Origin of the sequence: Aestuariivivens sediminicola, from assembly GCF_022662015.1 — a bacterium.
GTDB classification, from domain to species: Bacteria; Bacteroidota; Bacteroidia; order Flavobacteriales; family Flavobacteriaceae; genus Aestuariivivens; species Aestuariivivens sediminicola.
Genome location: NZ_JAKMCM010000003.1, coordinates 477004 through 501203, shown reverse-complemented (window position 1 = coordinate 501203; position 24200 = coordinate 477004). Strand labels below are relative to the sequence as shown.

At 37.8% G+C, this 24200-nt stretch carries 21 protein-coding genes; 3 read left to right on the top strand and 18 right to left on the bottom strand.

Features of this window, described 5'->3' with window-relative positions; translation table 11 throughout:
- Window positions 1-173 precede the first annotated feature (173 nt).
- Together MR041_RS09825 and MR041_RS09820 are read right to left on the bottom strand one after the other, a co-directional pair.
- A complete protein-coding gene (locus MR041_RS09825; protein ID WP_242093438.1) occupies window positions 174-2336 on the bottom strand; it encodes a xanthine dehydrogenase family protein molybdopterin-binding subunit in 2163 nt (720 codons plus the stop codon).
- Between the two features lie 11 nt (window positions 2337-2347).
- Entirely contained in the window at window positions 2348-2827 is a 480-nt protein-coding gene (locus MR041_RS09820; RefSeq protein ID WP_242093437.1) for a (2Fe-2S)-binding protein, read from the bottom strand.
- 459 nt (window positions 2828-3286) lie between these two features.
- Between MR041_RS09820 and MR041_RS09815 the strand changes: the two genes are divergently transcribed.
- Together MR041_RS09815 and MR041_RS09810 are read left to right on the top strand one after the other, a co-directional pair.
- Complete coding sequence (locus MR041_RS09815; protein ID WP_242093436.1) at window positions 3287-3577, top strand: DUF3817 domain-containing protein; 291 nt, start codon at window positions 3287-3289, stop codon at window positions 3575-3577.
- A complete protein-coding gene (locus MR041_RS09810; RefSeq protein WP_242093435.1) occupies window positions 3570-4820 on the top strand; it encodes a mechanosensitive ion channel family protein in 1251 nt (416 codons plus the stop codon). The genes MR041_RS09815 and MR041_RS09810 overlap by 8 nt, the downstream gene beginning before the upstream one ends.
- Window positions 4821-4952: 132 nt before the next feature.
- On the opposite strand, the gene MR041_RS09805 is transcribed toward MR041_RS09810, so the two are convergent.
- The 8 genes from MR041_RS09805 to MR041_RS09770 form a co-directional block, all read right to left on the bottom strand.
- The gene (locus MR041_RS09805) at window positions 4953-8258 is read right to left on the bottom strand and encodes a M12 family metallo-peptidase (protein WP_242093434.1); all 3306 of its coding nucleotides are present in this window, start codon (window positions 8256-8258) and stop codon (window positions 4953-4955) included.
- A gap of 215 nt (window positions 8259-8473) precedes the next feature.
- A complete protein-coding gene (gene leuB, locus MR041_RS09800; protein WP_242093433.1) occupies window positions 8474-9532 on the bottom strand; it encodes a 3-isopropylmalate dehydrogenase in 1059 nt (352 codons plus the stop codon).
- A 28-nt stretch (window positions 9533-9560) separates the two neighbouring features.
- Complete coding sequence (locus MR041_RS09795) at window positions 9561-11057, bottom strand: alpha-isopropylmalate synthase regulatory domain-containing protein (RefSeq protein ID WP_242093432.1); 1497 nt, start codon at window positions 11055-11057, stop codon at window positions 9561-9563.
- Between the two features lie 27 nt (window positions 11058-11084).
- Entirely contained in the window at window positions 11085-11681 is a 597-nt protein-coding gene (leuD, locus tag MR041_RS09790) for a 3-isopropylmalate dehydratase small subunit (RefSeq protein WP_242093431.1), read from the bottom strand.
- A gap of 112 nt (window positions 11682-11793) precedes the next feature.
- Window positions 11794-13188 carry a 3-isopropylmalate dehydratase large subunit gene (gene leuC / locus MR041_RS09785; protein ID WP_242093430.1) on the bottom strand — a complete coding sequence of 465 codons (1395 nt, stop codon included), beginning with the start codon at window positions 13186-13188 and terminating at the stop codon, window positions 11794-11796.
- 197 nt (window positions 13189-13385) lie between these two features.
- Window positions 13386-14438 carry a hypothetical protein gene (locus MR041_RS09780; RefSeq protein WP_242093429.1) on the bottom strand — a complete coding sequence of 351 codons (1053 nt, stop codon included), beginning with the start codon at window positions 14436-14438 and terminating at the stop codon, window positions 13386-13388.
- Window positions 14439-14443: 5 nt separating this feature from the next.
- A complete protein-coding gene (locus MR041_RS09775; protein WP_242093428.1) occupies window positions 14444-15556 on the bottom strand; it encodes a hypothetical protein in 1113 nt (370 codons plus the stop codon).
- Between the two features lie 82 nt (window positions 15557-15638).
- On the bottom strand, window positions 15639-16511 hold the full coding sequence (locus tag MR041_RS09770) for a DUF72 domain-containing protein (RefSeq protein WP_242093427.1): 873 nt from the start codon (window positions 16509-16511) through the stop codon (window positions 15639-15641).
- Between the two features lie 209 nt (window positions 16512-16720).
- On the opposite strand from MR041_RS09770, the gene MR041_RS09765 reads away from it, so the two are divergent.
- Window positions 16721-17137, top strand: a complete 417-nt coding sequence (locus tag MR041_RS09765) for a glyoxalase (RefSeq protein ID WP_242093426.1) — start codon at window positions 16721-16723, stop codon at window positions 17135-17137.
- Window positions 17138-17253: 116 nt separating this feature from the next.
- Here MR041_RS09765 and MR041_RS09760 read toward each other — a convergent pair whose 3' ends face one another.
- From MR041_RS09760 to hisC, 8 genes are all read right to left on the bottom strand, one after another.
- Complete coding sequence (locus MR041_RS09760) at window positions 17254-17931, bottom strand: DUF2461 domain-containing protein (RefSeq protein ID WP_242093425.1); 678 nt, start codon at window positions 17929-17931, stop codon at window positions 17254-17256.
- A 96-nt stretch (window positions 17932-18027) separates the two neighbouring features.
- Window positions 18028-18804: a tRNA pseudouridine synthase A gene (locus MR041_RS09755; RefSeq protein ID WP_422613572.1), complete on the bottom strand. Its 777-nt coding sequence runs from the start codon at window positions 18802-18804 to the stop codon at window positions 18028-18030.
- 101 nt (window positions 18805-18905) lie between these two features.
- Window positions 18906-19499, bottom strand: a complete 594-nt coding sequence (gene hisIE, locus MR041_RS09750; protein ID WP_242093424.1) for a bifunctional phosphoribosyl-AMP cyclohydrolase/phosphoribosyl-ATP diphosphatase HisIE — start codon at window positions 19497-19499, stop codon at window positions 18906-18908.
- A 67-nt stretch (window positions 19500-19566) separates the two neighbouring features.
- On the bottom strand, window positions 19567-20322 hold the full coding sequence (gene hisF / locus MR041_RS09745) for an imidazole glycerol phosphate synthase subunit HisF (RefSeq protein WP_242093423.1): 756 nt from the start codon (window positions 20320-20322) through the stop codon (window positions 19567-19569).
- 90 nt (window positions 20323-20412) lie between these two features.
- Window positions 20413-21147, bottom strand: a complete 735-nt coding sequence (hisA, locus tag MR041_RS09740) for a 1-(5-phosphoribosyl)-5-[(5-phosphoribosylamino)methylideneamino]imidazole-4-carboxamide isomerase (protein WP_242093422.1) — start codon at window positions 21145-21147, stop codon at window positions 20413-20415.
- Window positions 21148-21199: 52 nt separating this feature from the next.
- Entirely contained in the window at window positions 21200-21781 is a 582-nt protein-coding gene (hisH, locus tag MR041_RS09735) for an imidazole glycerol phosphate synthase subunit HisH (RefSeq protein ID WP_242093421.1), read from the bottom strand.
- A gap of 75 nt (window positions 21782-21856) precedes the next feature.
- Window positions 21857-23002 (bottom strand): bifunctional histidinol-phosphatase/imidazoleglycerol-phosphate dehydratase HisB, encoded by a 1146-nt coding sequence (gene hisB, locus MR041_RS09730; RefSeq protein WP_242093420.1) that lies wholly within the window; start codon window positions 23000-23002, stop codon window positions 21857-21859.
- 110 nt (window positions 23003-23112) lie between these two features.
- The gene (gene hisC / locus MR041_RS09725) at window positions 23113-24159 is read right to left on the bottom strand and encodes a histidinol-phosphate transaminase (protein ID WP_242093419.1); all 1047 of its coding nucleotides are present in this window, start codon (window positions 24157-24159) and stop codon (window positions 23113-23115) included.
- Window positions 24160-24200: the final 41 nt, after the last annotated feature.

The following is a 24200-nucleotide window of genomic DNA, read 5'->3' as shown; positions in this document are numbered from 1 at the left end:
AACTTCGAAAAATCATATGATAATGATATGAAAGTTTAGTTTAACGCTTGAGGCTTTGTTCTTTAGTTTCTAAAATTGGTTCTGCCCTGACACCCTAAAGGAATACATCAACATCTGTAGTGTCTCCTTAAAAATACGTTTATTTCAATAGGTATGCAATTTTTTTTCGTTTTTTAGACTACTGTTAATGGTAAGCTATTCGCGCGCTTACCGGTAAGACGTCGCAATGCATTTCCAATGGCAGCTGCAACTGGACCCAGAGGCGGTTCCCCTACAGGGCCTGGTTTGTCAATCCCCTGCAATAAGATGACATCGATTTCTTTTGGAGCATGTCTCATTAGCGCCATATTATATGGTCCGTACATAGTAGGTTGCAATGCTCCATCTTTGACATACATACGCTCATATAATGAAGCACTTAATCCCATTATAATTGCTCCTTCACACTGCGCTTTGACCTGATCTGGATTTACGGCTACCCCAGGATCCAGAGCACAGGTCACTTTATGAACTTTTATTTCGTTATCGACTATGGAAACTTCTGCAACCTGTGCACATGGCGTGCCTGTATCGACTGATGCTGCAAGCCCCATGGCACTATTATTAATAACCTCATCGGTATATCCAGAGGCCTCAGCCGCTGCTTTTATAACCGCTTTTAAACGTGTTCCGGCTGCATCATCATTGATTTGTCGAAGACGGAATTCAACAGGATCAAGTCCACTTTTAATGGCTAATTCGTCCATAAAACTCTCAATAGCAAAAGTATTGGCCAACAAACCCAAACCACGCCACCAACTCGTGGCAAAGGGTAAATCGACATGCCATGCCTTAACCCTCTGGTTTGGAATCCGGCTGTAGCGAATATAAGCCCCTCTGACGGCTCCAAAATCAGTTCCGATGACAGGAAGTGCACTGTTGGGTATAAAAGCAGAATTATGGGCTACATCACCACTCGAAAACTGGTGTTCAATAGTTTCTATAAGTCCATCATGCTTTAATTTCCCCCTTAGAATATGATGCGTAGGTGGTCGAAACATATCATTCTGAAATTCTTCTTGCCTGTTGAAAAAATATTTTACCGGCTTAGCAACAGCTCTTGACATAAGGGCAGCCTGTACGGCATGAGGGGTATGCAAGCGTCGCCCGAATCCACCACCCAGATGAGTCGGAATAACATTAACCTGATCCTCCTTAAACCCTAAACTCTTTGCTACTTCCTTTCTTGTAATACTGACCACCTGTGTAGAAATTATAATAATTGCGCGGTCTTTTTCAACCGAGGCTACTACTCCATTAGGTTCAATCTGTGCATGAGCCCCAATGGGTGATTTAAATTCCATCGTTACAACATCATCACCTTCTGAAAACGAATCCTCTACGTTACCTTTAACCTGAATCACCTGGGAGGATCCCCTTCCCACTTTTAGCATATCCTCGATATCTTCGCTCTGCCATTTACGCGATACCTTCCATTTCACTTTTATAGCATGTTTCGCATTTTCCGCTTGCATATAGGATTTGGCCACAACACCGACAAAATCACGTTGTGTAATTATTTTAACTACACCGGGCATTGATTCAGCCTGAGCAGTATCGGCTTCAACAAAAATCGCTCCTATTCTATTTGGCCTTACTACAGCACCATAGAGCATTTCGGGCATTTCAGCATCCATTCCAAAGAGCGGTTTTCCGAAAACTTTATCCTGCAAATCAATTCTTGGAATGGGTTTCCCTATAAATTTATAATCCTTTAGCTCCTTTAAAACAGGAGTCTCTTTAGGAAGCTCCCATTTCTTTACACCGGCCATGATTTCGGCATAACTCATCGACATACCCTTAAAATGTATTATTCCATTGGAAACCTGTAATTGACTTATAACCGTACCGAACTTTTTAGCAGCTTCTGCTTTAATAACTTCTCGCGTAACAGCAGCCAATTCTCTTAGCGGATACCATAAACTGGAAATAGAAAGGCTTCCTCCCGTGCTGATACCATCAATATTGCCACTATCCGTACTTGCATGAACAACATTTATTTGATCCATGCCAACCTCAAGTTCATCTGCTGCTATCTGAGCCAACCCTGTAAAGACACCTTGTCCCATTTCCACCTTGGGCGAATGAAGTACAACGGTATTTTTTTTAGTGATTTCGAACCATAACATAGGATCACTGATATTCCCAACATACAAGGAATCCAATGTATCAACCAATTGAAGCGCTTTACGTCTTAAAGGATTTCTAAATACATAAGTCCCTACGGCTAATACACCGATAGTCCCCAGAGCGCCGCGGACTATAAACTTTCTTCTGGAAATCGTTTTCTTACCCATGAATTAGGGGTCTACTTATTATCATTAGATTCAGATTGCAATTGTGCAGCCCTGTGTATGGCCTTTCGCATTCTGTAATAGGTTGCACATCTGCAAATATTACTAATCGAATTATCAATGTCTTCATCACTGGGGATGGGATTGTTATTCAAAAGGGCCGCAGTCGCCATCATAAATCCGGGTTGACAATACCCACATTGAGGAACGATTTCATCAATCCATGCCTTTTGAACAGGATGTGGATCGTCAGGAGTTCCCAGGCCTTCAATGGTTGTAATAGTTCGCCCCTCCGCCAATACTACAGGAAATGAACATGACCGAACAGCCTGGCCATCCACATGAATGGTGCAGGCTCCACATGCAGATCTTCCGCATCCAAATTTTGTTCCTTTTAAATTCAGCACATCTCTGATAATCCATAATAACGGTGTTTCACCATCGTCTGTATGTATGGTTTGTACTGTATTATTAATCCTAAAGGAAACTTTCATAGTTCTGACATTATTATAAACTTCTTAACTTTAAGTATGATCGACCTCATCTCAAACGAACCACTACAGAATCGCAGTGTTCATTATCCGAACAGGACACTTGTAATAGCCGTGTTATGAGCATTGACAGGGCAATTCTAAATATCACGTTTAAGGTTCTGTACATTACACTAATTACTATTTTGAAGTTGATAGCTCAACCGTCCGACTTTGCACATACCAAATCTGCCGTTTCCATTATTAGTTTCTCCTGATAGCTCCATTTACGCGTAAATACTCATCTAAATATACTACATATACTAAACAACGGAGGATATGAGATGGCCTAATTTCGTATCATTAAAACCATACCTGATTAAATACCATGATATTGATCCATTCTAAGATAAAGCTTAAATTAATATAATATTAAGATGATATTTTTAAATTGAGATGTATTTTTGCAAAAAAAAAATTGAAATGTCGAAAGTTAAACTTTTTAGGATAGTTGGCTTCTTGGAAGGCTTGTCGTATGTGCTGTTGTTATTTATTGCGACTCCTATAAAATACACCATGGGCGATCCGCAATATGTGAGATTTCTCGGTATGCCTCACGGTTTATTATTTATTACCTATATCGTTCTGTCGATAATCCTAAAACCTGAATTAAAATGGAACAGCAGACAATTTAATCTTGTACTATTGGCTTCTGTGATTCCATTTGGCACCTTTTATATTGATAAAAAATTTTTAAGTTTCAACAATGAATAGATTGACGCATCTTGTTTACGATTACCTTACAGGTCAAGGTCTGTCTGAGACAGTAGCTACCTATTTAAATATGATTGCCCTGCTCATAGGGTTACTCATTGTCGTTTCTCTGACAGATTTTATTGTTCGAAAAATTATTCGGATCACCTTCACCAAACTGGCTGTAAGAACTAAAACGAATTTCGATGATTTGTTAGTAACTAATAAGGTCCCGAGAAACATTGCGCATATTATACCCCTGCTCATTGCCATAAAATTTATTCCTATAGTCTTCTATGATTTTGAGCAATTTGAAAACGTCGTTGAAAAAGGTTTGAAGGTCTTTGCAATTGTTTTGACCCTTTGGATTATTCGAAGTGTCTTAAATAGTATTAAAGATTATTTAAAAAAACTTCCACGATATAACGATAAACCTATCGACAGTTATATTCAGGTCTTTATGATTTTTGCCTGGATATTGGGCATATTTTCTGCGTTTGCCATAGTAAGCGGCATAAAATTTATTGAATTCTTAGCAGGAATAGGAACGGCTTCCGCGATTATTATTCTCGTCTTCCGAGATACCATATTAGGTTTTGTGGCCAGTATTCAAGTCTCCATTAACGACATGGTGCGTATTGGTGATTGGATCACTTTCGAAAAATACGGTGCCGATGGCGATGTTATTGAGATCAATTTAGCCACTGTGAAGGTTCAGAATTTCGATAAGACCATCACTACCATTCCAACATATGCTCTTATTTCTGATTCCTTTAAAAATTGGCGCGGTATGACCACCTCTGGAGGAAGACGTATTAAGAGAGCACTCTACATTAATCAAAGTAAGGTTAAATATTTAACCAAACAAGATGTAGATCGTCTTAAAAAAATACAACTACTGACCTCCTATTTGGAATCGAGACAACAGGATATTGATGACTATAATAAAGACAATGCCATTGATAAAGAGATACTGTTGAATGGAAGAAACCTGACCAATATCGGGGTATTTAGAAAGTATATCGATTCCTACTTGAAGCATCACTCTGCCATAAACAAGGACATGATGATTATGGCCAGGCAGTTAGCACCGACCACACAAGGTATACCTATGGAGATTTATGCATTTAGCCGTGACAAGCGATGGGAAAATTACGAATATATCATGTCAGATATTTTTGATCATTTGATTGCTGCTCTCCCCTATTTTGACTTAGAGATTTTCGAATTACCAAGCGGCACGAATTTTTCATTAATCAAATAATAAGGGGTGTTTGTTGGAAAATATTGTTTCCAAGTTTTAAAATAAGGTACTACAATTTCGTGCCGAATTGAACAGCTAGTATAACAAAAGCCATCTATTTGATGGCTTTTGTATTACAGCATAATTTAAATTTTAATTCTTTATAATGAGCTTTCGCACTTGCAGAGGCTTACCTTCTATTTTAAAAGCGACAAAATACAGATGCCCCCCGGCTAAATTATGAATATCAATTTTGAATTGATTGGAATTCACAATATGTTGCTCGCTAAGCCTTTTACCCAGAACATCTGAAATGACAACTTTGACATTCGCCCTATCAGCAATCCGTGCAAAAAGTTGATCACTGGCTGGATTAGGAAACATTTTTAAGTTGGGTACAGGGAGGTTAGTCAAACCGTCCTCAATTGAATGTTCCGGTATTGTTGTCGCAGAAATAGCATTACAATAAGATACCTCACTTAAGGAAATACTTAATGGGCCGTCAATGCCTCCATTATAACCATTGGACAATGAAACGGTGACGGAGGCCACAACACCTTGTATTTCTACCAAAGCATTACTTAGGCCTTCATATATACCAAAGATTTGTGAACCCGTTCCATCGTTGTACGATACCGTTACTTTTTCAGAATACCGCGATGATGGTTTTCCATTGATTCGCTGATCCATATCCGATATGGTAAATGAAACATCGGTAATTACAGTATCAAAGATTTTAGTTACTTCGCTTACACCGTTCAATGAAGTAGGATTAAAGAGAGTGTATCCTATATTTTCGCATGGAACGTCAGGCGTATCACAATCATCAGGAATGCCATCGCCATCTGAATCTACGGTATCGTCTCCATTAGGACACACATCATCAGCATCGCATACACCATCTCCATCGGCATCAGGACAACTTATCAGCGTACTGCAATAGTTCACGATAGACGTTGAAACAGAAATATTTCGATTGACATCACCATCGTAACCATCATATAAGGTTATGGTTACAGATTCCACATCATCCATAATGTCTATGTCTACAGACGAAAAACTGGATGCAGAATAAGACCCAAAATTATGTAGAACGTCATTAGCATCAACATAACTCACCTCAACGACATCAATAAATCGATTCGTTGGTTTTTTATCAATAACCTGGTTAAGATTGGATATCGTAAACGTAGCATTTCTACTTCCTGAGGGTAGAGTTACTGTTACAGATGTACTTTCTGGCCCTGAATGATTCACTGAATCCCCTGGGAAATTGGTGGTTGCCAGATTGCAATCACAATAATCAGGTATACCATCCCCATCTGTATCGATCGTGTCATCGCCACCCGGGCAAATATCCAATGCATCACAAACGCCATCATTATCTGTATCGAAGGTTAAAGTACCCGTGCATCCACAGTTTTCATCTATGAGATCATTAATTGTACAGGCATTGCCATCATCACAAATAGCCCCAACATAAATGGTACTGTCGTTATCGTTGCAATCTGTATTGTCGAGCACATAACCGGTTAGCTCGGTACAGGCAGAAATCACATTGTTCGGATCGCCAAAGCCATCACCATCCGTATCGGCATAATAATTCGTGTAAGTAATCCCATTATCAATTTGTCCGTCGCAATTGTTGTCCAAGTCATCACATAATTCAGGTGCTCCGGGATAAACTGTTGCATTCGTATCATCGCAATCGGAGTTATCCAACACGTAATTTTCGGGTGTGGTACAATCTAAGAGCGTAACATCGGCATTTCCATAGCCATCCCCATCGGTATCGGCATAATAGGTGTTATTATTATCACTAATTGTAACGATCGTAGAAGCTGTAGAAGATCCATCATCCACGGTAACGGTATAATCACCAGCAGACAGCCCTGAAATACTTGGGCCCACAGCTCCATTATTCCAATTATACGTATAGTTTCCGGATCCACCCGATGCCTCCACGGTAGCATAGCCGTCGTCCACACCACCACACGACACGTCAGAACTGTTAATTACTGCAACATCCAATGGAACTGGCCCGCAAGATGAGAGACAGGAAGCATTGGCTACACGCGACCGAATTAAATCTCCCGGTTGCGGACCAAAACCAAGGGAAAAATCAATACCGACACTATTTAAGTGGCAATAGCTCATAATGGTACCCCCGCCACTCGGTATCATATTATCAACATTATCAAAACACGGCGAGTAATATTGGGCATCAGATAAATTATCCACAATTCCGTCGCCATCATCATCCTTATTGTTTGACATATAATAGACATTACCACAATCGTCAATCACTGTATTATTTCCGTTCCACCTACAAGAATGTGTATGCGGGGACCCAAGGTTATGGCCGATTTCGTGAGTTATGACTTCAACCGTCCAGCTATATGTCGGTATGTCCTGATAGCTGGTACTTATACCACTCAGACCTACGCCATAAAAGGAATTACAGAGAACATCAACGTAGGCGATGCCTCCACCCCCGCCTGAATGAATAAAATGAGCGAGGTCTCCATTGTAATTACCACCAAGCGCATCTCTAAAGTCATAAAGACTGTTATTATAGGGATCCTGGGTATCCCAAACCACTAGTTCATTTATGTTAACAGTTATCCCCTCATTGGCATACAATAAAATAACTTGATTAAAGGCGGCAGTAACATAATCTGATGTGGCACTTACAGAAGATCCCTTTTTTTGAAATAATGAGTAGCCTACTTCTAAATACATTTGAACACAGTTATCCACAGGTGTTGATGCGCTTGCCTCTATTATTGACTTATTTTGAATATTTTTTCTGCCCTGTCCATCGGGATCCGGAGCTTCACATGCAAAATCAAATTGTTCTTTGATGTCTTTGTTTTCATAAAGAATATGTTCGTTTTGGCTATCGTTCTCAATACGTCCCAGGTCTAGATTTTTTCCATTGACATGAATTGCCCCTGTAATTTGATCGTCAAATATGCTTATGGTAACCATAGAATTAGGATCACCTTTAACCATGCCCCAATAGTAAGCACCTGGTTTATATGTAATTGGATTTTTGCGATCGCTGGCCTTATACAGATTAAATGATTCTGTAAATATGGGTGCTTTTGTTAATTGTAAGACCAATGTTTCGTTGGATTGAAATGGTAAATTAAGGGTTAAATTCTCAGGTTTTTGATTTCTTATTTCAGCGACCTTCTGGTTATCTAAGCTTAAAATAGTGGCGTTGTCCAGCTCCACTCCCTTCTTTAATTTACTTTGCTTGGCACTGGATAAAAGGTCTACTCTTGAAAACGGATTCAATACCGGGGCATTTTCAAGTTCCTGTTTTTTTTCTAATACCTGTTTGTGATTTTTTAGCTTGTTTTGGGAAGCAACAGGCTGAGTCGAAAAGATTAAAGCTAAGAATGACAAGCAGGAAAGGATTCTCACTGCTTTAGATAAGTAGTGTGGTTTCATCGTAAATTGGGGTTTAATTTGTGTCATTGAAATTATCCCAATACGAAAAGACTAAAAAAAATAATCGATATAACACCCGCAAAACTCTTTTATATGCGCGTTATGTCAGTTCATCGATTAATATATAATCCTATAATAATCACTATTTTGAAATGATAAGGCCTATAAACAGGTCTCCCAATGGGCGACCCTATTCTCTAAAAAATTACTTTGATTTAGAGGTTGGCTGCAAGCCAATCCCCTACTTCAGCAGTTCCGTAAGCTTTACCTCCATTTGCCAGGTCTTCGGTTACAATACCCTGTGCAAGGGATTTATTTACGACGGCTCTTATGGCCTTCCCTTCTTCAGGTAATTCAAATGCTGTTTCGAACATCATGGCTGCCGATAATACGGTTGCCAATGGATTAGCAATATTTTTACCTGCAGCCTGCGGATAGGATCCATGAATAGGCTCAAACAATCCAATATCGGAACCAATTGAGGCGGAAGGCATTAATCCCATAGAACCTGAAATAACCGAAGCCTCATCCGTTAAAATGTCTCCAAATAAGTTTTCAGTAATAAGGACATCGTAGCTATTTGGCCATTGTACCAGGCGCATAGCGACAGCGTCTACAAATTCATAACTCACCTCTACTTCAGGATAATCCTTCTCCATGGCCTGAACTGTCTCTCTCCAGAGTCGTGATGTTTCCAAAACATTTGCTTTATCTACACAACATAACTTTTTACGACGCATCATGGCCATTTCAAATCCCTTTTTCGCCAATCGTTTAACTTCCTCACGGGTATAAACACAATTGTCAAAGGCTGTTTCTCCTTCATCTCTTCTTCCCTTTTCACCAAAATAGATACCTCCAGTAAGTTCCCGTAAAAAAACTAAATCCGTCCCCTCAATACGATCTTTCTTTAAAGGTGATTTATCAATTAAGGAAGGAAAAGTAAAGGTGGGTCGGACATTTGCAAACAAGCCCAATTTTTTACGCATTTTAAGCAGCCCTTGTTCCGGTCTTACCGCGGCGGATGGATCATTATCGAATTTTGGGTGGCCTATAGCACCAAACAATACCGCATCGGCATTTGTACAAACCTCATGTGTTTCATCCGGATAAGGTTCTCCAACCGCATCGATTGCGGCTGCACCTGTCAAGGCTGGTTTCCATGTAATATCATGTCCAAATTTTTCGGCAACAGCATTGCATACTTTCACCGCTTGATCGATGACTTCAGGGCCAATGCCATCTCCGGCTAACAAGGCTATATTAAATTTCATTTAGTGTGATTTTTTTTGGTTTGTTACTTTAATTAATAATAATGTTCAGCATTTTTTCGGTAGCTTTTATCGCTGAAACTGTTTGATCCGAATCCAAACCGCGTGTTTTAAATTCCTTATCTGGATGCTTCCAGGTTATAATAGTCTCACAAAGGGCGTCTGATCGGCTACCGGGCGGTATCCTAACGGCATAGTCGATAAGATCCGGCAATGTCATTTTTTTTCTTTTAAAAATATGTCTAATCGCATTCATGAAGGCATCAAATTGACCATCCCCTTGTGCATTTTCCTCGTACGTGTCACTTTCAATGGTGATAGACACCGTTGTAGATGGTTTCAGCCCTTTGGAATGTGTTAATACATAAGAATTCACCTTCACCTTTTCTTCGTAACTGTTATCCAATACATCTGAGATGATATAAGGTAAATCTTCTTTTGTGACTACCTGTTTTTTATCACCCAATTCAATGATTCGCTGGGTTACTTTTTTAAGGTCGCTATCATTTAACTGAAGACCTAATTCCTGTAAGTTCTTTTGAATATTAGCCTTTCCAGACGATTTACCAAGTGCATATTGACGCTTTCTACCAAAGCGTTCAGGCATTAAATCACTAAAATAAAGGTTCTTTTTATTATCTCCATCAGCATGAATACCGGCGGTTTGAGTAAACACATTGGCTCCTATTATCGGCTTATTGGAGGGAATCATTACGCCTGTGAAGTTTTCAACCAGTTTGCTAACCGTGTATAATACTTTTTCGTTGACCCCAATGGTAATCTGTGGTAAAAAATCATTTATAACGGCTATGGTGCTCGCCATCGGTGCATTACCAGCGCGTTCTCCCATACCATTAATTGTAAGATGCAGACCATCTACGCCAGCTTTTAAGGCCTCCATAACGTTGGAAACACTCAAGTCATAATCGTTGTGCGCATGAAAATCCAAATGTAATTCCGGATAAGCATCGCGAATTTCCTTTACAAATTCAAAAGATTCTCTAGGTGTTAATACTCCCAGGGTATCCGGCAACATGATACGTTTTACAGGTTGGGTTGCCAAAAAGGACATAAACTCTAAAACGTAGGACTTGGAGTTACGCATTCCATTGCTCCAATCTTCTAAATAAACATTGGTTTCAATGCCTTTTTGTTTCGCGAGCTCTATTGTATCTGATATTTCTTTAAAGTGCTGATTAGGTGTCTTTTTTAACTGGTAAGTTAAATGGTTCAATGAACCCTTAGTTAGTAAATTTTGCACCTTTGCGCCTGCTTCAATCATCCAATCTATGGATACACCATTATCTACAAAAGTAAGTACTTCAACAACATCAATAAAACCTTCATCCTCAGCCCATTTTGTAATGGCCTTTACGGCTTGAAACTCTCCTTCCGAAACTCTTGCTGACGCAATTTCTATGCGATCAACCTTTAATTCCTCCAAAAGGAGCTTTGCAATAGTCAGTTTTTCAGAGGACGAGAAGGACACACCCGAGGTTTGTTCACCATCGCGTAAAGTCGTGTCCATTATTTCAATTCGCTTTGGGTTGGCCATTTATAACATCAAATCGTTAGCAAAAGATTCAATTTCGTCTTTCATATTTTGAAGATAATCAATATCGTCAAACCCATTGAGCAAATTTTCTTTTTTGTAGCTATTGATTTCAAATGTTTCCTTTGCTCCCGTTGAAAGGATCGTAATGGTTTGATTTGGAAGATTTACTTCAATTTCAGTTTTAGGATCTTCGTAAATCGCGTCAAAAATTTGCTTTAAGAACTCAGGGCTTACCTGAACCGGCAGAACACCAACATTTAAGCAATTGTTTTTAAATATATCTGCAAAAAAACTTGATACAACACAACGAAAACCATAATCATAAACAGCCCAAGCGGCATGTTCTCTAGATGAACCAGAACCAAAATTTTTTCCTCCAACCAATAGTTTTCCTGAGTACATCGGATTATTTAACACAAATGATTCCTTCGGTGTATCATCAGAATTATACCTCCAATCTCTGAATAGATTGTCTCCAAATCCTTTACGCTCTGTTGCCTTTAAAAAACGAGCGGGAATAATTTGATCTGTATCTACATTTTCCAATGGTAATGGAACTGCAGTGCTGGTTAAAACTTTAAATTTATCGTAAGCCATATTTTAATATAAATCAGCGCCAATATAGGTTTGGCCGTTACTATTTTCTTTTATTAAGTTATTTTCGAGGTCACTATTTATTTTAAAAAGCAATACATTCTAAAATAAGCTATCATAACAGGTCTCTGGGATCTGTTACAACACCCTTTACCGCGGCAGCAGCAGCAACCAAAGGACTCGCTAACATTGTCCTGGCACCAGGACCTTGACGTCCTTCAAAATTTCTATTGGAAGTACTTACAGCATATTTCCCAGCTGGAATTTTATCATCGTTCATAGCTAAACAAGCAGAACACCCGGGTTGTCTAAGCGTAAAACCTGCCTCAGTAATAACATCCAGGATACCTTCCTTTTTAATTTTTTCCTCCACTTCGTGTGACCCTGGCACCAACCATGCCGTAATATGATCTGCCTTTTTACGTCCTTTTACAATTGAGGCAAATGCCCTAAAATCTTCAATTCTTCCATTGGTACAACTTCCGAGAAACACATAGTCTACTTTTTTACCAATCATGACATCATTTTCATTATACCCCATATATTCAAGGGATTTTCTATAGGTCGCCTCACCCCCTTCAATCTCATGTGCAGCGGGAATGCTTTTTGAGATACCTATTCCCATCCCCGGATTAGTGCCGTAAGTAATCATAGGCTCAATATCCTGAGCATTAAAGGTAAACTCTTTATCAAACACGGCATCTTCATCTGTCTTAAGCGTCCTCCAATGGGCTACTGCTTTATCCCAAGCTTCTCCCTTTAAGGACATTGGTTTATCTTTTAAATAGGCAAAGGTTGTTTCATCCGGGGCAATCATACCACCTCTAGCTCCCATTTCTATTGAGAGATTACAAACAGTCATCCTACCTTCCATAGACATATTCTCAAATACATCACCGGCATACTCCACAAAATACCCAGTGGCACCCGAAGTCGTTAGTTGTGAGATAATATATAGGGCCACGTCCTTAGGTGTTACTCCTTTACTCAACTCACCGTTTATATTAATGCGCATTTTTTTCGGCTTAGGCTGCATTATGCACTGAGTTGACAGTACCATTTCTACCTCCGAAGTTCCAATACCAAATGCAATGGCTCCAAAAGCACCATGTGTTGATGTATGTGAATCCCCGCATACAATGGTTGCCCCCGGGAACGTAATACCATTCTCCGGTCCCACGACATGAACAATACCATTTTTTTCATGACCCAGGCCCCAATGACTGATACCGTGTTCCTTGGAGTTTTCTTCAAGTGCTTTCAATTGATTCGCAGACAGCGGATCTTCAACTGGCAAATGTTGGTTGATCGTAGGCGTATTATGATCAGCTGTGGCAAATGTGCGCTCCGGATACAATACTTTAAGGCCTCTGTTTTTTAACCCTAGAAATGCTACGGGACTCGTTACTTCATGTATAAAATGGCGATCTATAAAAAAGACGTCAGGACCATTTTCAATTTTTCTTACGACATGAGCGTCCCAAACCTTATCAAACAATGTCTTACTCATAAATAGATGTAATTGGTTCAGTGTGCAAATTTATAAAATACAGCCTGTTTAAAGGAGAAATATTCTAATCTATGATACGATGCCCAACATTTTTAAATAATTCTTAATCATTATGCATAAATCGGGCATAACTTTAATGAAATAAAGCGTTTACTGAAAATATATTAACACCTGAAATTTACGAAAGTCAATAAAAATCAGTTTATTTTAAATCTAATTTCTTTTTGCAAACTTGTGTCCATGTTGTTCTTCGACGACAAATCTACATCAAAAAGCCTATTTAAGTTATTCCCCGCCAAATCCTCCAAACGTGTATCTACCAGCAGCTTGTATTCTCCTTTATTTAGCTGTTGAGGACAAACTAAATGGAGCACCTGTTCTTTGGCTTCTATTTTAGAAAAACAAGGAATTTCTTTATTTTCTGTATTCACTATTCTAAAGCACTCCTTTAGCAGAATTGCATCCAGGGGCTCGTTAAATTCAATGGAAACCTTATCTCCGGATACACTGATTTCCCAATCTTCAGGGGAGGGCTTCATTTTATCGCTTTTACCAACTTTAAACGATTTGGTATATTCGTTTTTGAGAGGTCTTCCATTGGCCCCTCTGAAATTCGCATCAATCCTAATTTCATATTCATGTTCTTCTAACAAGGGTAAACCATATTTCCGATTCGGAATCAAATCGGTCTTTATTCTTCCGGGATCTAACCAAAGCGTGAGCAGGGAATGGTCTTTATTCCATAACTCGGATTCCAATTCAAGAAAAACAGCCTCTTCTTTATTTAGAGTTCTATTAAAAACCGTGATATGTTCTAAAGATTCCCCCAATTCTTCCATAGGCTGAGAGAATTGAAAATACATCTTTAAAAGATTCTCGGGAAGCTCATTTGTAGAAGGGTAAATTCCAACTAATTCAGGTGATTCAACGGTATCGTTTTTAATTGAAAATATGGAAACAACCTTTTCATCCATTACAACAGCATAGGTTAATCCATCAGAAAAAGGGACAACAGGTGTAAAGATCCGTGTGACACCTTCTGTCTGATATTCCCCTAAGATTGGAGTGGCTCTGTCTTTTAAATGGACGGAGAACGCTTTAGTTGACGCAAAATCAAAAGATACGCTAACGGCTTTGGCGTTTTCATAATTAACTGTAATATTTCTGATCGCCGGTTCATCTTTACAATTTATAAAAATCATAAAACAAAAAAAGACCAAGATAGCCCTGGTCTTAAATGTATACTTCATTTGAATTACATCCATTTTTTTGATCTACTGGTTAATACCAGATTTCCGGAACTCGTTCTTCTCAATAATAGTGCGTTGTCTTGGTCGAGATTATCCATCTGCAAGACATTAACAAAGGGTAAATTATCGTAATCTAATCCATCACTGGCACCGAATTCCGAGACTTCATGAGTAATACTGTCCTTAAAGTTTATGATGTCATCATATTTAAGACGCATAACAGGTCTATTTGAATTTGAGATGTAAACCAATAATTCACCGTTTTTTTCATACTGAATCATATCGATTGGAGAATTTCCTGCTCCGAGTTCTGCAATGGTCCTTCCCTTAAGATGTGTCCCATTTTTAAGGTCGTTCAAAGGAAAGAGCACTAATGGTGTACAGGTATAACCAGCCATTAAATAGTCCTTATTTTCGATCGAAATAATGTCAAACGCTTTTATTGGTGCATACGTCTCGAACCGACCATGTGCAGCATGCCAGATTTCTAATGATGCATAATCCTGTTCTTCGTTAAAGGGAAAAGGAATGCTTCTAAATGTTGATTTAAATTCTTTATTTGATAATCCCGAAACCATGACATTACCTTTGTGATATTTCATATCAGCTATGGCCCAGTTTCTTATAGAGCGTCCCCTTCTATCTTTTTCGTCTAAACCAACGGGATTTTCCAAGGGCATTTTGGAAAAGGAGGTACTTTTTAAGGATATATTTTCAAAACCATCTCCCACTAATTTTAATACTACTGGCGTGCCATCGGTCACATTTACTGAAAAATAAACCGATTTGGATATAGGATTAACGGCCATATCCGTAATGGCAATATTTTCTACCTTATGTCCCAATGCTTCCGCAATTTTGATATCAAAATCATCTACATTTATATCTTCTGATTTTTCCTTTTCAACACGATCTTTGGTGTCAATCGCATATATTGCAGCATTTTTGGAATCACCAATAAAAAGTATTCCTTCAGGGCCAAAAGCAAGCTGATTTATAGAAGCAATTTGTGCATCCCCAAAACTAAAATTTTTGGTTAAACCTGATTTTTTATCTGTTAGGGAAAGTGTAAAAAGAGCAATTGCGCAGATGACAGTAATTGTAACTAGTTTTTTCATAATAAATTGATTTGAAACTAAATATATTTATTTACTGCATCAGTTCATGTCATATTAACGATACTTTAACGTCAATCAAACCTTACTGATCATTGCCGGGCACCTCTAATTTACACCCTAAATAGTGATTCATTTTTTTAATAAGGTAAGCTGATAGCAACGGAACATCTTTTTTGATATTTTGATGGATAAAAAAATCTATTTCCTTTATTCCTTTCGATTTCCATTGATTTAAACGGATGACCCATTCGTCAAGTCGTTTGTAATCTATTTCATGATTTGCAGCAACAAATCTCACAAAAGTGGTTGTATTCGTTAATCGCATATGCAGAAGATCGCGTCTGCCAGCAGTATCGACAATCACATTGGAAACACTATTAAGTTCAAACAATTGATATAATGCTTCCGCTATTTCCTTGTTATTGTACCAATCTGAATGCCTGAATTCTATGGCCAATGGTATGTCTATGGGCCATTCTTCAACAAAATTAACAACCCTATTAAAATCCCTGGGCGTAAAATTACCTGGCATCTGCAAAAATACAGTTCCCAACTTTTCCTTTAGATTTGCTGCATTATTGATGAAATGTTCAACAATAGCTCCTGTACCTTTTAATCGCTTCCAATGACTAACTTCTTGATAAAGCTTTGGAAAAAACTTAAAGTCTTCAGGCGTTTTATCATACCAATCCGAAAATTGTTCCGCTGGGAAAATCCGATAAAATGTAGCATTAAGCTCAATAGCATTAAATTGAGTAGCATAATACGACAGTTCATCCTTTGTTCCTCTCGGGTAGAATCCCTTCAGCTTTGTCCTGTTCCAATTGGGAAGACCTACATAGATTTTAAGTACATCATTTTTATTTGACCTTTGAAGCACACTTTCTGTTCCGGGGTGATCCTCAGGTAAAGTATGGCTAATCTGTTCGGGATGATCTACTTTGCCGAATTTCATTTCAATTTTAATTAAAATTTTATTTTTTTATTACAATGATTCACTTGAATGCTATGTCTGTAACATTCGTCAAACCAACACTATAAAAGGTCATCTTTTCTAGTCGAAAAATAAAGAAAATGTTCCTGTTAATAACCCGGTTAATAATTAGAATTTTAAATAGGTTTATCGGATTTAATAATCTCTATTTTTAATCAAAACACCGAATCATGAACACAAGAGACCTTAGTTTAAAACAAATGAGGCCCGAAATTTTAACTGCCACTATTAATGATAATATGAGTATTGAGGAGCGTTTTCAGAATCTGGTATTGCGACCGGTAATAAAGTTACAAAACGGTTTGTTAATTGCAGCTTTCAGAAATTACATCTTAAAACATAAATCTGTATTTTATGGTTTAACACTACAAAAAAGGATGGACTATATTGAAAATGCCATTCATAAGGATATGAAATTTAGAAACTCTTTAAAGGGAATGGTTATCGGACAGTTTACCTTGGAAGAATATAGCCTATACATAGAAAACTCTTGTGCATTAAACAAAAGGATGATGAATTTGGTCAAGGAACGATTACTATCTAACATACAGCTCTTTGAAAAACCGGAATTATTGACCGCTGTTTAAACTATTGCGCTGCCTTTTGCAATGGCGTTAAATATGCATTCATAGTCCTAGAGGCCTATCATCGATTATCTAAAAATAAACTGGAAGTCCTGAAATAGTTCTGTTCCTTGGCGCGATTAGATTACGGATACACCGTTTAAATCTGTTGTTAGTACATCACTCATATAATCAAAATAGGGACGAATTCCTTTAAATGCCTGATCTACTTCATCAATAAAGTTTGGACTTAAAACCTGTTTGTCGGTAAATCTTTTAATAAAAATGTACTGTTTCTTTTTAATTAAATCTATGGCCTTGTGGTCCCTGCTAAATCCTTTCGGAGCTGTTTTGACCTCATCGCCTACTAGTTCTCCCCAAATACGTTTAAAGGATTCCTGATGCATTATATTTCTGATTTCTCCATCATCCATTTCAAATTCCTTACGAATGCGGAATAAATCAGCAGGAGCGGGCTCCCAAAATCCAGTAGCTATAAAACTTTCATCTTGAGGTTTAATATGGAGGTAATATCCCCCTCTAAGTTGTGGTTTTATTCTATGAAAAGACCCACCAAAATGGGTTTTATAAGGCATTTTATTTTTTGAAAAACGAACATCCCTGTAAATACGAAACATTTTAAGTCTATCTATGTTGTCATGTTTATTTAAGTTATTCATTACCGCATTGTAGACTGCCTTTATTTCTTTCTCAATGGTCTTAAACTCCTTTTTATTTTCATTAAACCATTCACGATTATTGTTATTTTCTAATCTTTTTAGAAAGTCAAAAGCTGCTTTAGGAACTGTGATATTCATGAGATTTAATCTTTGTTGTTTCTAAATTAAAAAAAAGTACACACTTAGTCGTGACTTTTAGTATTTCCTAGCATTTCGATGTAAAGAAAATGTGTTTTATAGGAATTCAATGTGTTTTAGGATGAGCCCTGAGGCAGGAGCGATGTACTCTCTTCTCAAGTCATTTCCTGGCATTAAACTTTTTTCAAGATCTTCTAATGTTAATTTACCTTTACCCAAATCTATCAAAGCACCCATCATTAGCCGTATTTGATTTCGCATAAAGCCTTTACCTTTTACGCGATATAAAAACGTTTTCTTGGGAAAATAATTCGCTTTGTAAATCGTATTTTCATTTAGTTCAGAAAGCATAATCTCCCGTGTATAGAGGCCATGATCTGTAGGTTTATAACAATAGGATTTAAAGTAATGTTCGCCTTCAAACCGTTTTGCTCCCTGTTTCATCAGATCGATGTCCAGATCATCTAAAATGGTGGTCATAATAGGTGCACAAAAGGGATGGCATTTTTCACCATAGGTAAATAAATAATGGTATTCCTTAATTTTCGAATGCTGAATGATGTTAAACTTTTCATCCACCTCTTGAATGTCCAGTGCGCGAATATCCTGCGGTAAATTATAATTGAAAAGTTCTAAAAAGGAGTTGGGATCTTCAATTGGTTCTTGAAGAAACAATTCGAAAGCGGCTTGTTCGGCAGACACCATGGCATCTGTTCTCCCAGCACATAATGTTTTAAATGATTTTCCGTCTAAAATATAATTCAGCGTTCTGTCTACCATTAAGTGAAGCGTCTTTAGATTCGCTTGTTTCTGCCAACCATGGAAACGATACCCCAAATACTGGATAGAAATAACGTAAAAATATTTTTTCAATATCAGATTTTTAAATTATCAAATGTCCTTTCGTTTACCAACTGTAATTCTAATTCTTACATTTTGAACCAATAGAAATAAGGATTCTGCAGCTTTTAAAATTATTTATGTCTGCTCTTTAATTCTGCTTCAATGTCCTTAAAAGAAAAACCCTTGGCCTGCAATAGCAAAAGATAGTGGAACAACAAATCGGCTGATTCATAAATAAACTGCTCATCATTGTTGTCCAAGGCCTCTATTACTGTTTCAACGGCTTCCTCTCCAACTTTTTGAGCCACTTTATTAATCCCCTTTGCAAACAGACTAGCGACATAAGATGTGTCGGTATTTTCATTAGCAATGCGTTCCGAAATTATGGTTTCTAAAGTGGAAATAAAACCAAATGATGAAGTGTTTTCCTCTCCCCAACAATTATCTGTCCCTTTGTGACAAGTGGGTCCCACAGGGTTTACCTGAACTAATAAGGTGTCATTATCACAGTCGTTCTTTATATTGACCAAGTTTAAAAAATGCCCACTCTCCTCCCCTTTGGTCCAAAGGCGTTGCTTACTCCTACTAAAAAATGTCACTTTTTTGGTCTCTATTGTTTTTTGATAAGCGGCTTCATTCATATAGCCCAACATTAACACATTTTTGGTCACGGCATCCTGAATAATCGCCGGGACTAATCCATTATCATCATATTTAATTGTCATAATATCTTAATTTAAAAACTGAAACACCAATTCAATAGGATTGTTCTTTAGCAATCAGGTTAAACCACTATAGTCTTACTTCTATATTATGCCGTCTTAAGGCCTCTTTTAATTCAATAATAGGTATTTCATCAAAATGAAATACACTCGCAGCCAATGCCGCATCAGCCAGTCCTTCTTTGAACGTATCAATAAAATGTTGAACATTTCCCGCTCCTCCTGAGGCAATGATGGGAATATTCAGCGCTTTAGATAATTTGGCAAGGGCCACGTTGGCAAAACCGTTTTTCGTTCCATCGTGGTCCATAGAAGTAAATAAAATTTCCCCTGCTCCTCGTTGTTCCACTTCATGCGCCCATTCATATAAATCAATATTGGTAGGAACGCTTCCACCTGCTAAATGCACTTTCCATTCACCAGCAATTTGCTTTGCGTCAATAGCAACAACAACACATTGACTGCCAAATTTATCGGCCAATTCATTTATTAATTCGGGTCGTTTTACTGCAGATGAGTTGATGGAAACCTTATCAGCCCCGCATTTCAACAAGGCATCTACATGCTCAACACTTGAAATACCGCCTCCAACAGTAAACGGTATATTCACCTGTTCTGCTACGTGCAATACCATATCCAAAACAGTTGCACGCTCCTCCAACGTAGCCGATATATCCAAAAAAACAAGTTCGTCTGCTCCACGTTCCGCATATTGTTTTGCCAATACTACAGGGTCGCCTGCATCACGTAAATCCACGAAATTAACACCCTTTACAGTGCGTCCGTTTTTTATATCCAAGCATGGAATGATTCGTTTTGTTAACATTGTTTCAACATAAAATTAAGATGATGAAATTCAATTTAATGCATATAGTAATTCGCTTTCTACTTCCCTCGACATGGAATCCTTGCTCTATTAAATGAATTTTTCCAATTGCTTTAAACTAATTTTATTCTCATAGAGTGCCTTACCAATAATAACACCCTCACAGCCGATTTCCTTTAAAAGCGGTATCTCATCTATTGAAGAAATCCCTCCTGAAGCAATGAGCTTAATGGATTGATCGCTGCTACTATTGGTACATTCAGCAATAATAGTTTTGTAAAGATCTGTTGAAGGACCTTGCAACATACCATCTTTTGATATATCGGTGCAAATTACATATCGTATGCCTTTTTTCTGATACCCTTTAATAAAAGGCATAAGATCCTTTTCACTTTGCTCAGTCCATCCGCTGATCGCTACCTTACCATTGTCGGAATCTGCGCCCAATATTATTTTTGCTGACCCATATTTTGAAATCCATCCTTCAAATGTTACAGGATCCTTAACGGCAATACTTCCTCCGGTAACCTGTCTTGCTCCCGAATTAAAAGCAATATGTAAGTCCTCATTGGTTTTTAATCCCCCACCAAAATCTATTTTTAAAGCGGTTTTTGAAGCTATTTGTTCCAAAACTTTATAGTTTACAATATGCTGTGCTTTTGCACCATCTAAATCTACCAAGTGCAAATTTTGTATACCTGACCCTTCAAAAGTCTTGGCAATTTCCAATGGGCTTTCACTGTATATTTTTTTTGTGCCATAATCCCCTTTGGTCAAACGAACGCACTTTCCTTCAATAATATCTATGGCGGGTATGATCCTCATGTTCTTTTTCTTTTTAGACAGTTATGGTATTAATCTTATAAAATCCAAACTTTTATAACTCTAAAAAATTCTTTAATATCTGTTCGCCTGCAACACTGCTCTTTTCAGGATGAAATTGGACACCATAAAAATTTTCATGCTTCAACGCCGTGGCATAATTTATTTCGTAATCGGTGGTAGCAATAGTTTCCGCACAGTGTTCCGCGTAATAACTATGCACCAGGTACATATATTCCTTTTCCTTAATACCCTTAAATAAATCTGATTTTAAATCTTTAATAATATTCCATCCCATTTGCGGTACTTTAACAGAATTCGAAAATCGCTTTACATCGGTTTTAAAAATGTCCAAACCCTTTGTATTACCCTCTTCCGTATGTTGGCACATCAACTGCATACCTAAGCAAATGCCCAGGACCGGCTGTTTGAGGGTGGGTATTAATCTGTCCAAATGGTTTTCCTTTAACATTTTCATGGCTGAACTGGCTTCTCCAACTCCTGGAAATATTATCTTATCTGCACTTCTGATCTCAACTGGGATTTTAGACAATACAGCCTCACATCCTAATCGTTTAAAAGCAAATTGTATGCTTTTAATATTCCCGGCACCATAATCTATTATAACTAATTTCAACTTTCGATTTATTAAGATTTTGATATTCAGCTTAAAAAATTAGCCTATTCCTTAATTATATTTTCATAATTCATCTTAAAGCATCCCTTTTGTACTCGGTAAAAACATCTTATTGGCATCACGTTTTACCGCCATCTTCATGGCTTTTGCAAAGGCTTTAAATATACCTTCAATTTTATGGTGCTCGTTGGTACCTTCAGCTTTAATATTTAAATTACACTTAGCCCCGTCAGTAAAGGACTTGAACAAATGAAAAAACATTTCGGTAGGCATATCTCCTATTTTCTCCCGTTTGAATTCGGCCTCCCATTCCAGCCAGTTTCTTCCTCCGAAGTCGACTGCCACTTGAGCAAGACAATCATCCATAGGAAGACAAAAGCCATAACGTTCTATGCCAAGTTTATTTCCTAAGGCCTTATGAAAAACCTCACCCAGGGCGATCATAGTATCCTCAATGGTATGATGCTCATCAACTTCCAGATCGCCGTCTACCCTTATGGTGAGGTCCATAGCGCCATGGCGTCCTATCTGATCCAGCATATGGTCAAAGAAAGACAGCCCGGTATGGATTTCATTGCGACCCGATCCGTCTAAGTTCAACTTTATATAAATTTTTGTTTCATTGGTATTACGTGTAATTTCAGCCACACGATCCTGCAATTTCAAAAACTCATATATTTCGCTCCATTGGGTTGTGTTCAATACAATACAATCTAAAATTTCTTGTTTGGACGACTCAATTTCGTCACTCCCCAAGCCCATGTCTTGAATTTCGGATAGATAAATTCCCTTTGCACCTAAGTTTTTAGCTAATTCCATATCGGTAATTCGATCTCCCAGGACGAATGAATTCTCTAAATCGTAATCATCAGAGAAATACTGTTTCAATAAACCCGTTTTTGGTTTACGCGTTGGGGCATTCTCATGTGGAAAGGTTCTATCGATGTGAACAGCAGAAAATTCAACGCCTTCATTGGCAAAAGCATTAATAATTTTATTTTGTATCGGCCAAAATGCATCTTCAGGAAATGATGCTGTACCAAGACCATCCTGATTGGTGACCATAACCAGCTCGAAGTCCAATTCATGAGCAATTTTTGCCATATATTGAAATACTTTAGGGTAATATTCCAGTTTTTCCAGACTGTCTAGCTGATAGTCTACAGGAGGTTCTATGACCAATGTACCATCTCTATCGATGAATAATATCTTCTTTTTCATGGCTTTATTTCTAACATTTCACTTTCCATTGAGATCAACAATGATTGCTTACTGTTTTAATTATTCTGTTTATTAACTCCAATACTACTCGTGCAATCCCATGTTTATTCTTATAAAACATCATTTAAATCATTCAAGGCTTCCAATAATGCTTTATTTTCTGCTGATATGCCCACCGTAAATCTAAGACAGTTTTTGCAACCCGGCTGGGTTGTTCTGTTTCGAACCACAATTCCTTTCTCTATCAACTGATTGTAACGCTTTGTGGCATCATCTACTTTTACCAGCACAAAATTAGCATCGGTCGGGTAAACCTTTGATACAAATGAAATTTTCTTCAATCCTTTAATCAATGCATCCCTTTCCTTCAGGATATATTGAACCTGACCTTGCATTACCCTTATATTTTGTAATTGCTCGATCGCACGCTTCTGGGTGAGCTCATTCACATTATATGGTGGTTTAATCCGAGTTAAAACAGAAATAATGGTTGGGGAAGCATAACAGATTCCTAAACGAATACCTGCCATTCCATAAGCTTTAGAAAGCGTTTGCGTTACAATTAAATTAGGGTACTCCTGTAATCTGTCAATCCAACTTGTATGTTCGGTAAAGTCAATATAAGCCTCATCTATCACTATTATACCCGGGAATTTTTTTAATAATGCCTCAATCGATTCCTGTGAAAAACTATTCCCACTTGGATTATTAGGTGAACATAAAAATAATAATTTGCTCTTAGCATCAGCGCGATTCAAAATTTCCTCAACTTCTGGTTGAAAGTCCTCTGATAACTGCACCTCTTTAATGTTCACAGCATTTATATTGGCCAGTACACTATACATACCATAGGTAGGTGGCAGTGTAATAATATTATCTTGATATGGCTCACAAAACACACGAAGAATTAAATCCAAGACCTCATCACTACCATTACCCAACAAAATATGATCTTCCGAAAGTCCCTTTATTTTAGATAATACAGATTTCAGGTTTTTCTGTAAGGGATCCGGGTATCGATTCACACCATTGTCAAATGGATTCTCGTTAGCATCTAAAAATACCATAGGGTCACTTGTACCTTGAAACTCATCTCTCGCAGATGCATATGGTTTAAGTGTCAATATATTCGGTCTTATTAATTCTAAAACATTCATTTCTTTATACTTAGGCTATAGAACCGGCAACTTTATAATTT

Coding starts and splice junctions, on each gene's coding strand:
- MR041_RS09825 (WP_242093438.1), bottom strand. CDS start 2,336: ATGGGTAAGAAAACGATTTCCAGAAGAAAGTTTATAGTCCGCGGCGCT.
- MR041_RS09820 (WP_242093437.1), bottom strand. CDS start 2,827: ATGAAAGTTTCCTTTAGGATTAATAATACAGTACAAACCATACATACA.
- MR041_RS09815 (WP_242093436.1), top strand. CDS start 3,287: ATGTCGAAAGTTAAACTTTTTAGGATAGTTGGCTTCTTGGAAGGCTTG.
- MR041_RS09810 (WP_242093435.1), top strand. CDS start 3,570: ATGAATAGATTGACGCATCTTGTTTACGATTACCTTACAGGTCAAGGT.
- MR041_RS09805 (WP_242093434.1), bottom strand. CDS start 8,258: ATGAAACCACACTACTTATCTAAAGCAGTGAGAATCCTTTCCTGCTTG.
- leuB (WP_242093433.1), bottom strand. CDS start 9,532: ATGAAATTTAATATAGCCTTGTTAGCCGGAGATGGCATTGGCCCTGAA.
- MR041_RS09795 (WP_242093432.1), bottom strand. CDS start 11,057: ATGGACACGACTTTACGCGATGGTGAACAAACCTCGGGTGTGTCCTTC.
- leuD (WP_242093431.1), bottom strand. CDS start 11,681: ATGGCTTACGATAAATTTAAAGTTTTAACCAGCACTGCAGTTCCATTA.
- leuC (WP_242093430.1), bottom strand. CDS start 13,188: ATGAGTAAGACATTGTTTGATAAGGTTTGGGACGCTCATGTCGTAAGA.
- MR041_RS09780 (WP_242093429.1), bottom strand. CDS start 14,438: ATGAAGTATACATTTAAGACCAGGGCTATCTTGGTCTTTTTTTGTTTT.
- MR041_RS09775 (WP_242093428.1), bottom strand. CDS start 15,556: ATGAAAAAACTAGTTACAATTACTGTCATCTGCGCAATTGCTCTTTTT.
- MR041_RS09770 (WP_242093427.1), bottom strand. CDS start 16,511: ATGAAATTCGGCAAAGTAGATCATCCCGAACAGATTAGCCATACTTTA.
- MR041_RS09765 (WP_242093426.1), top strand. CDS start 16,721: ATGAACACAAGAGACCTTAGTTTAAAACAAATGAGGCCCGAAATTTTA.
- MR041_RS09760 (WP_242093425.1), bottom strand. CDS start 17,931: ATGAATATCACAGTTCCTAAAGCAGCTTTTGACTTTCTAAAAAGATTA.
- hisIE (WP_242093424.1), bottom strand. CDS start 19,499: ATGACAATTAAATATGATGATAATGGATTAGTCCCGGCGATTATTCAG.
- hisF (WP_242093423.1), bottom strand. CDS start 20,322: ATGTTAACAAAACGAATCATTCCATGCTTGGATATAAAAAACGGACGC.
- hisA (WP_242093422.1), bottom strand. CDS start 21,147: ATGAGGATCATACCCGCCATAGATATTATTGAAGGAAAGTGCGTTCGT.
- hisB (WP_242093420.1), bottom strand. CDS start 23,002: ATGAAAAAGAAGATATTATTCATCGATAGAGATGGTACATTGGTCATA.
- hisC (WP_242093419.1), bottom strand. CDS start 24,159: ATGAATGTTTTAGAATTAATAAGACCGAATATATTGACACTTAAACCA.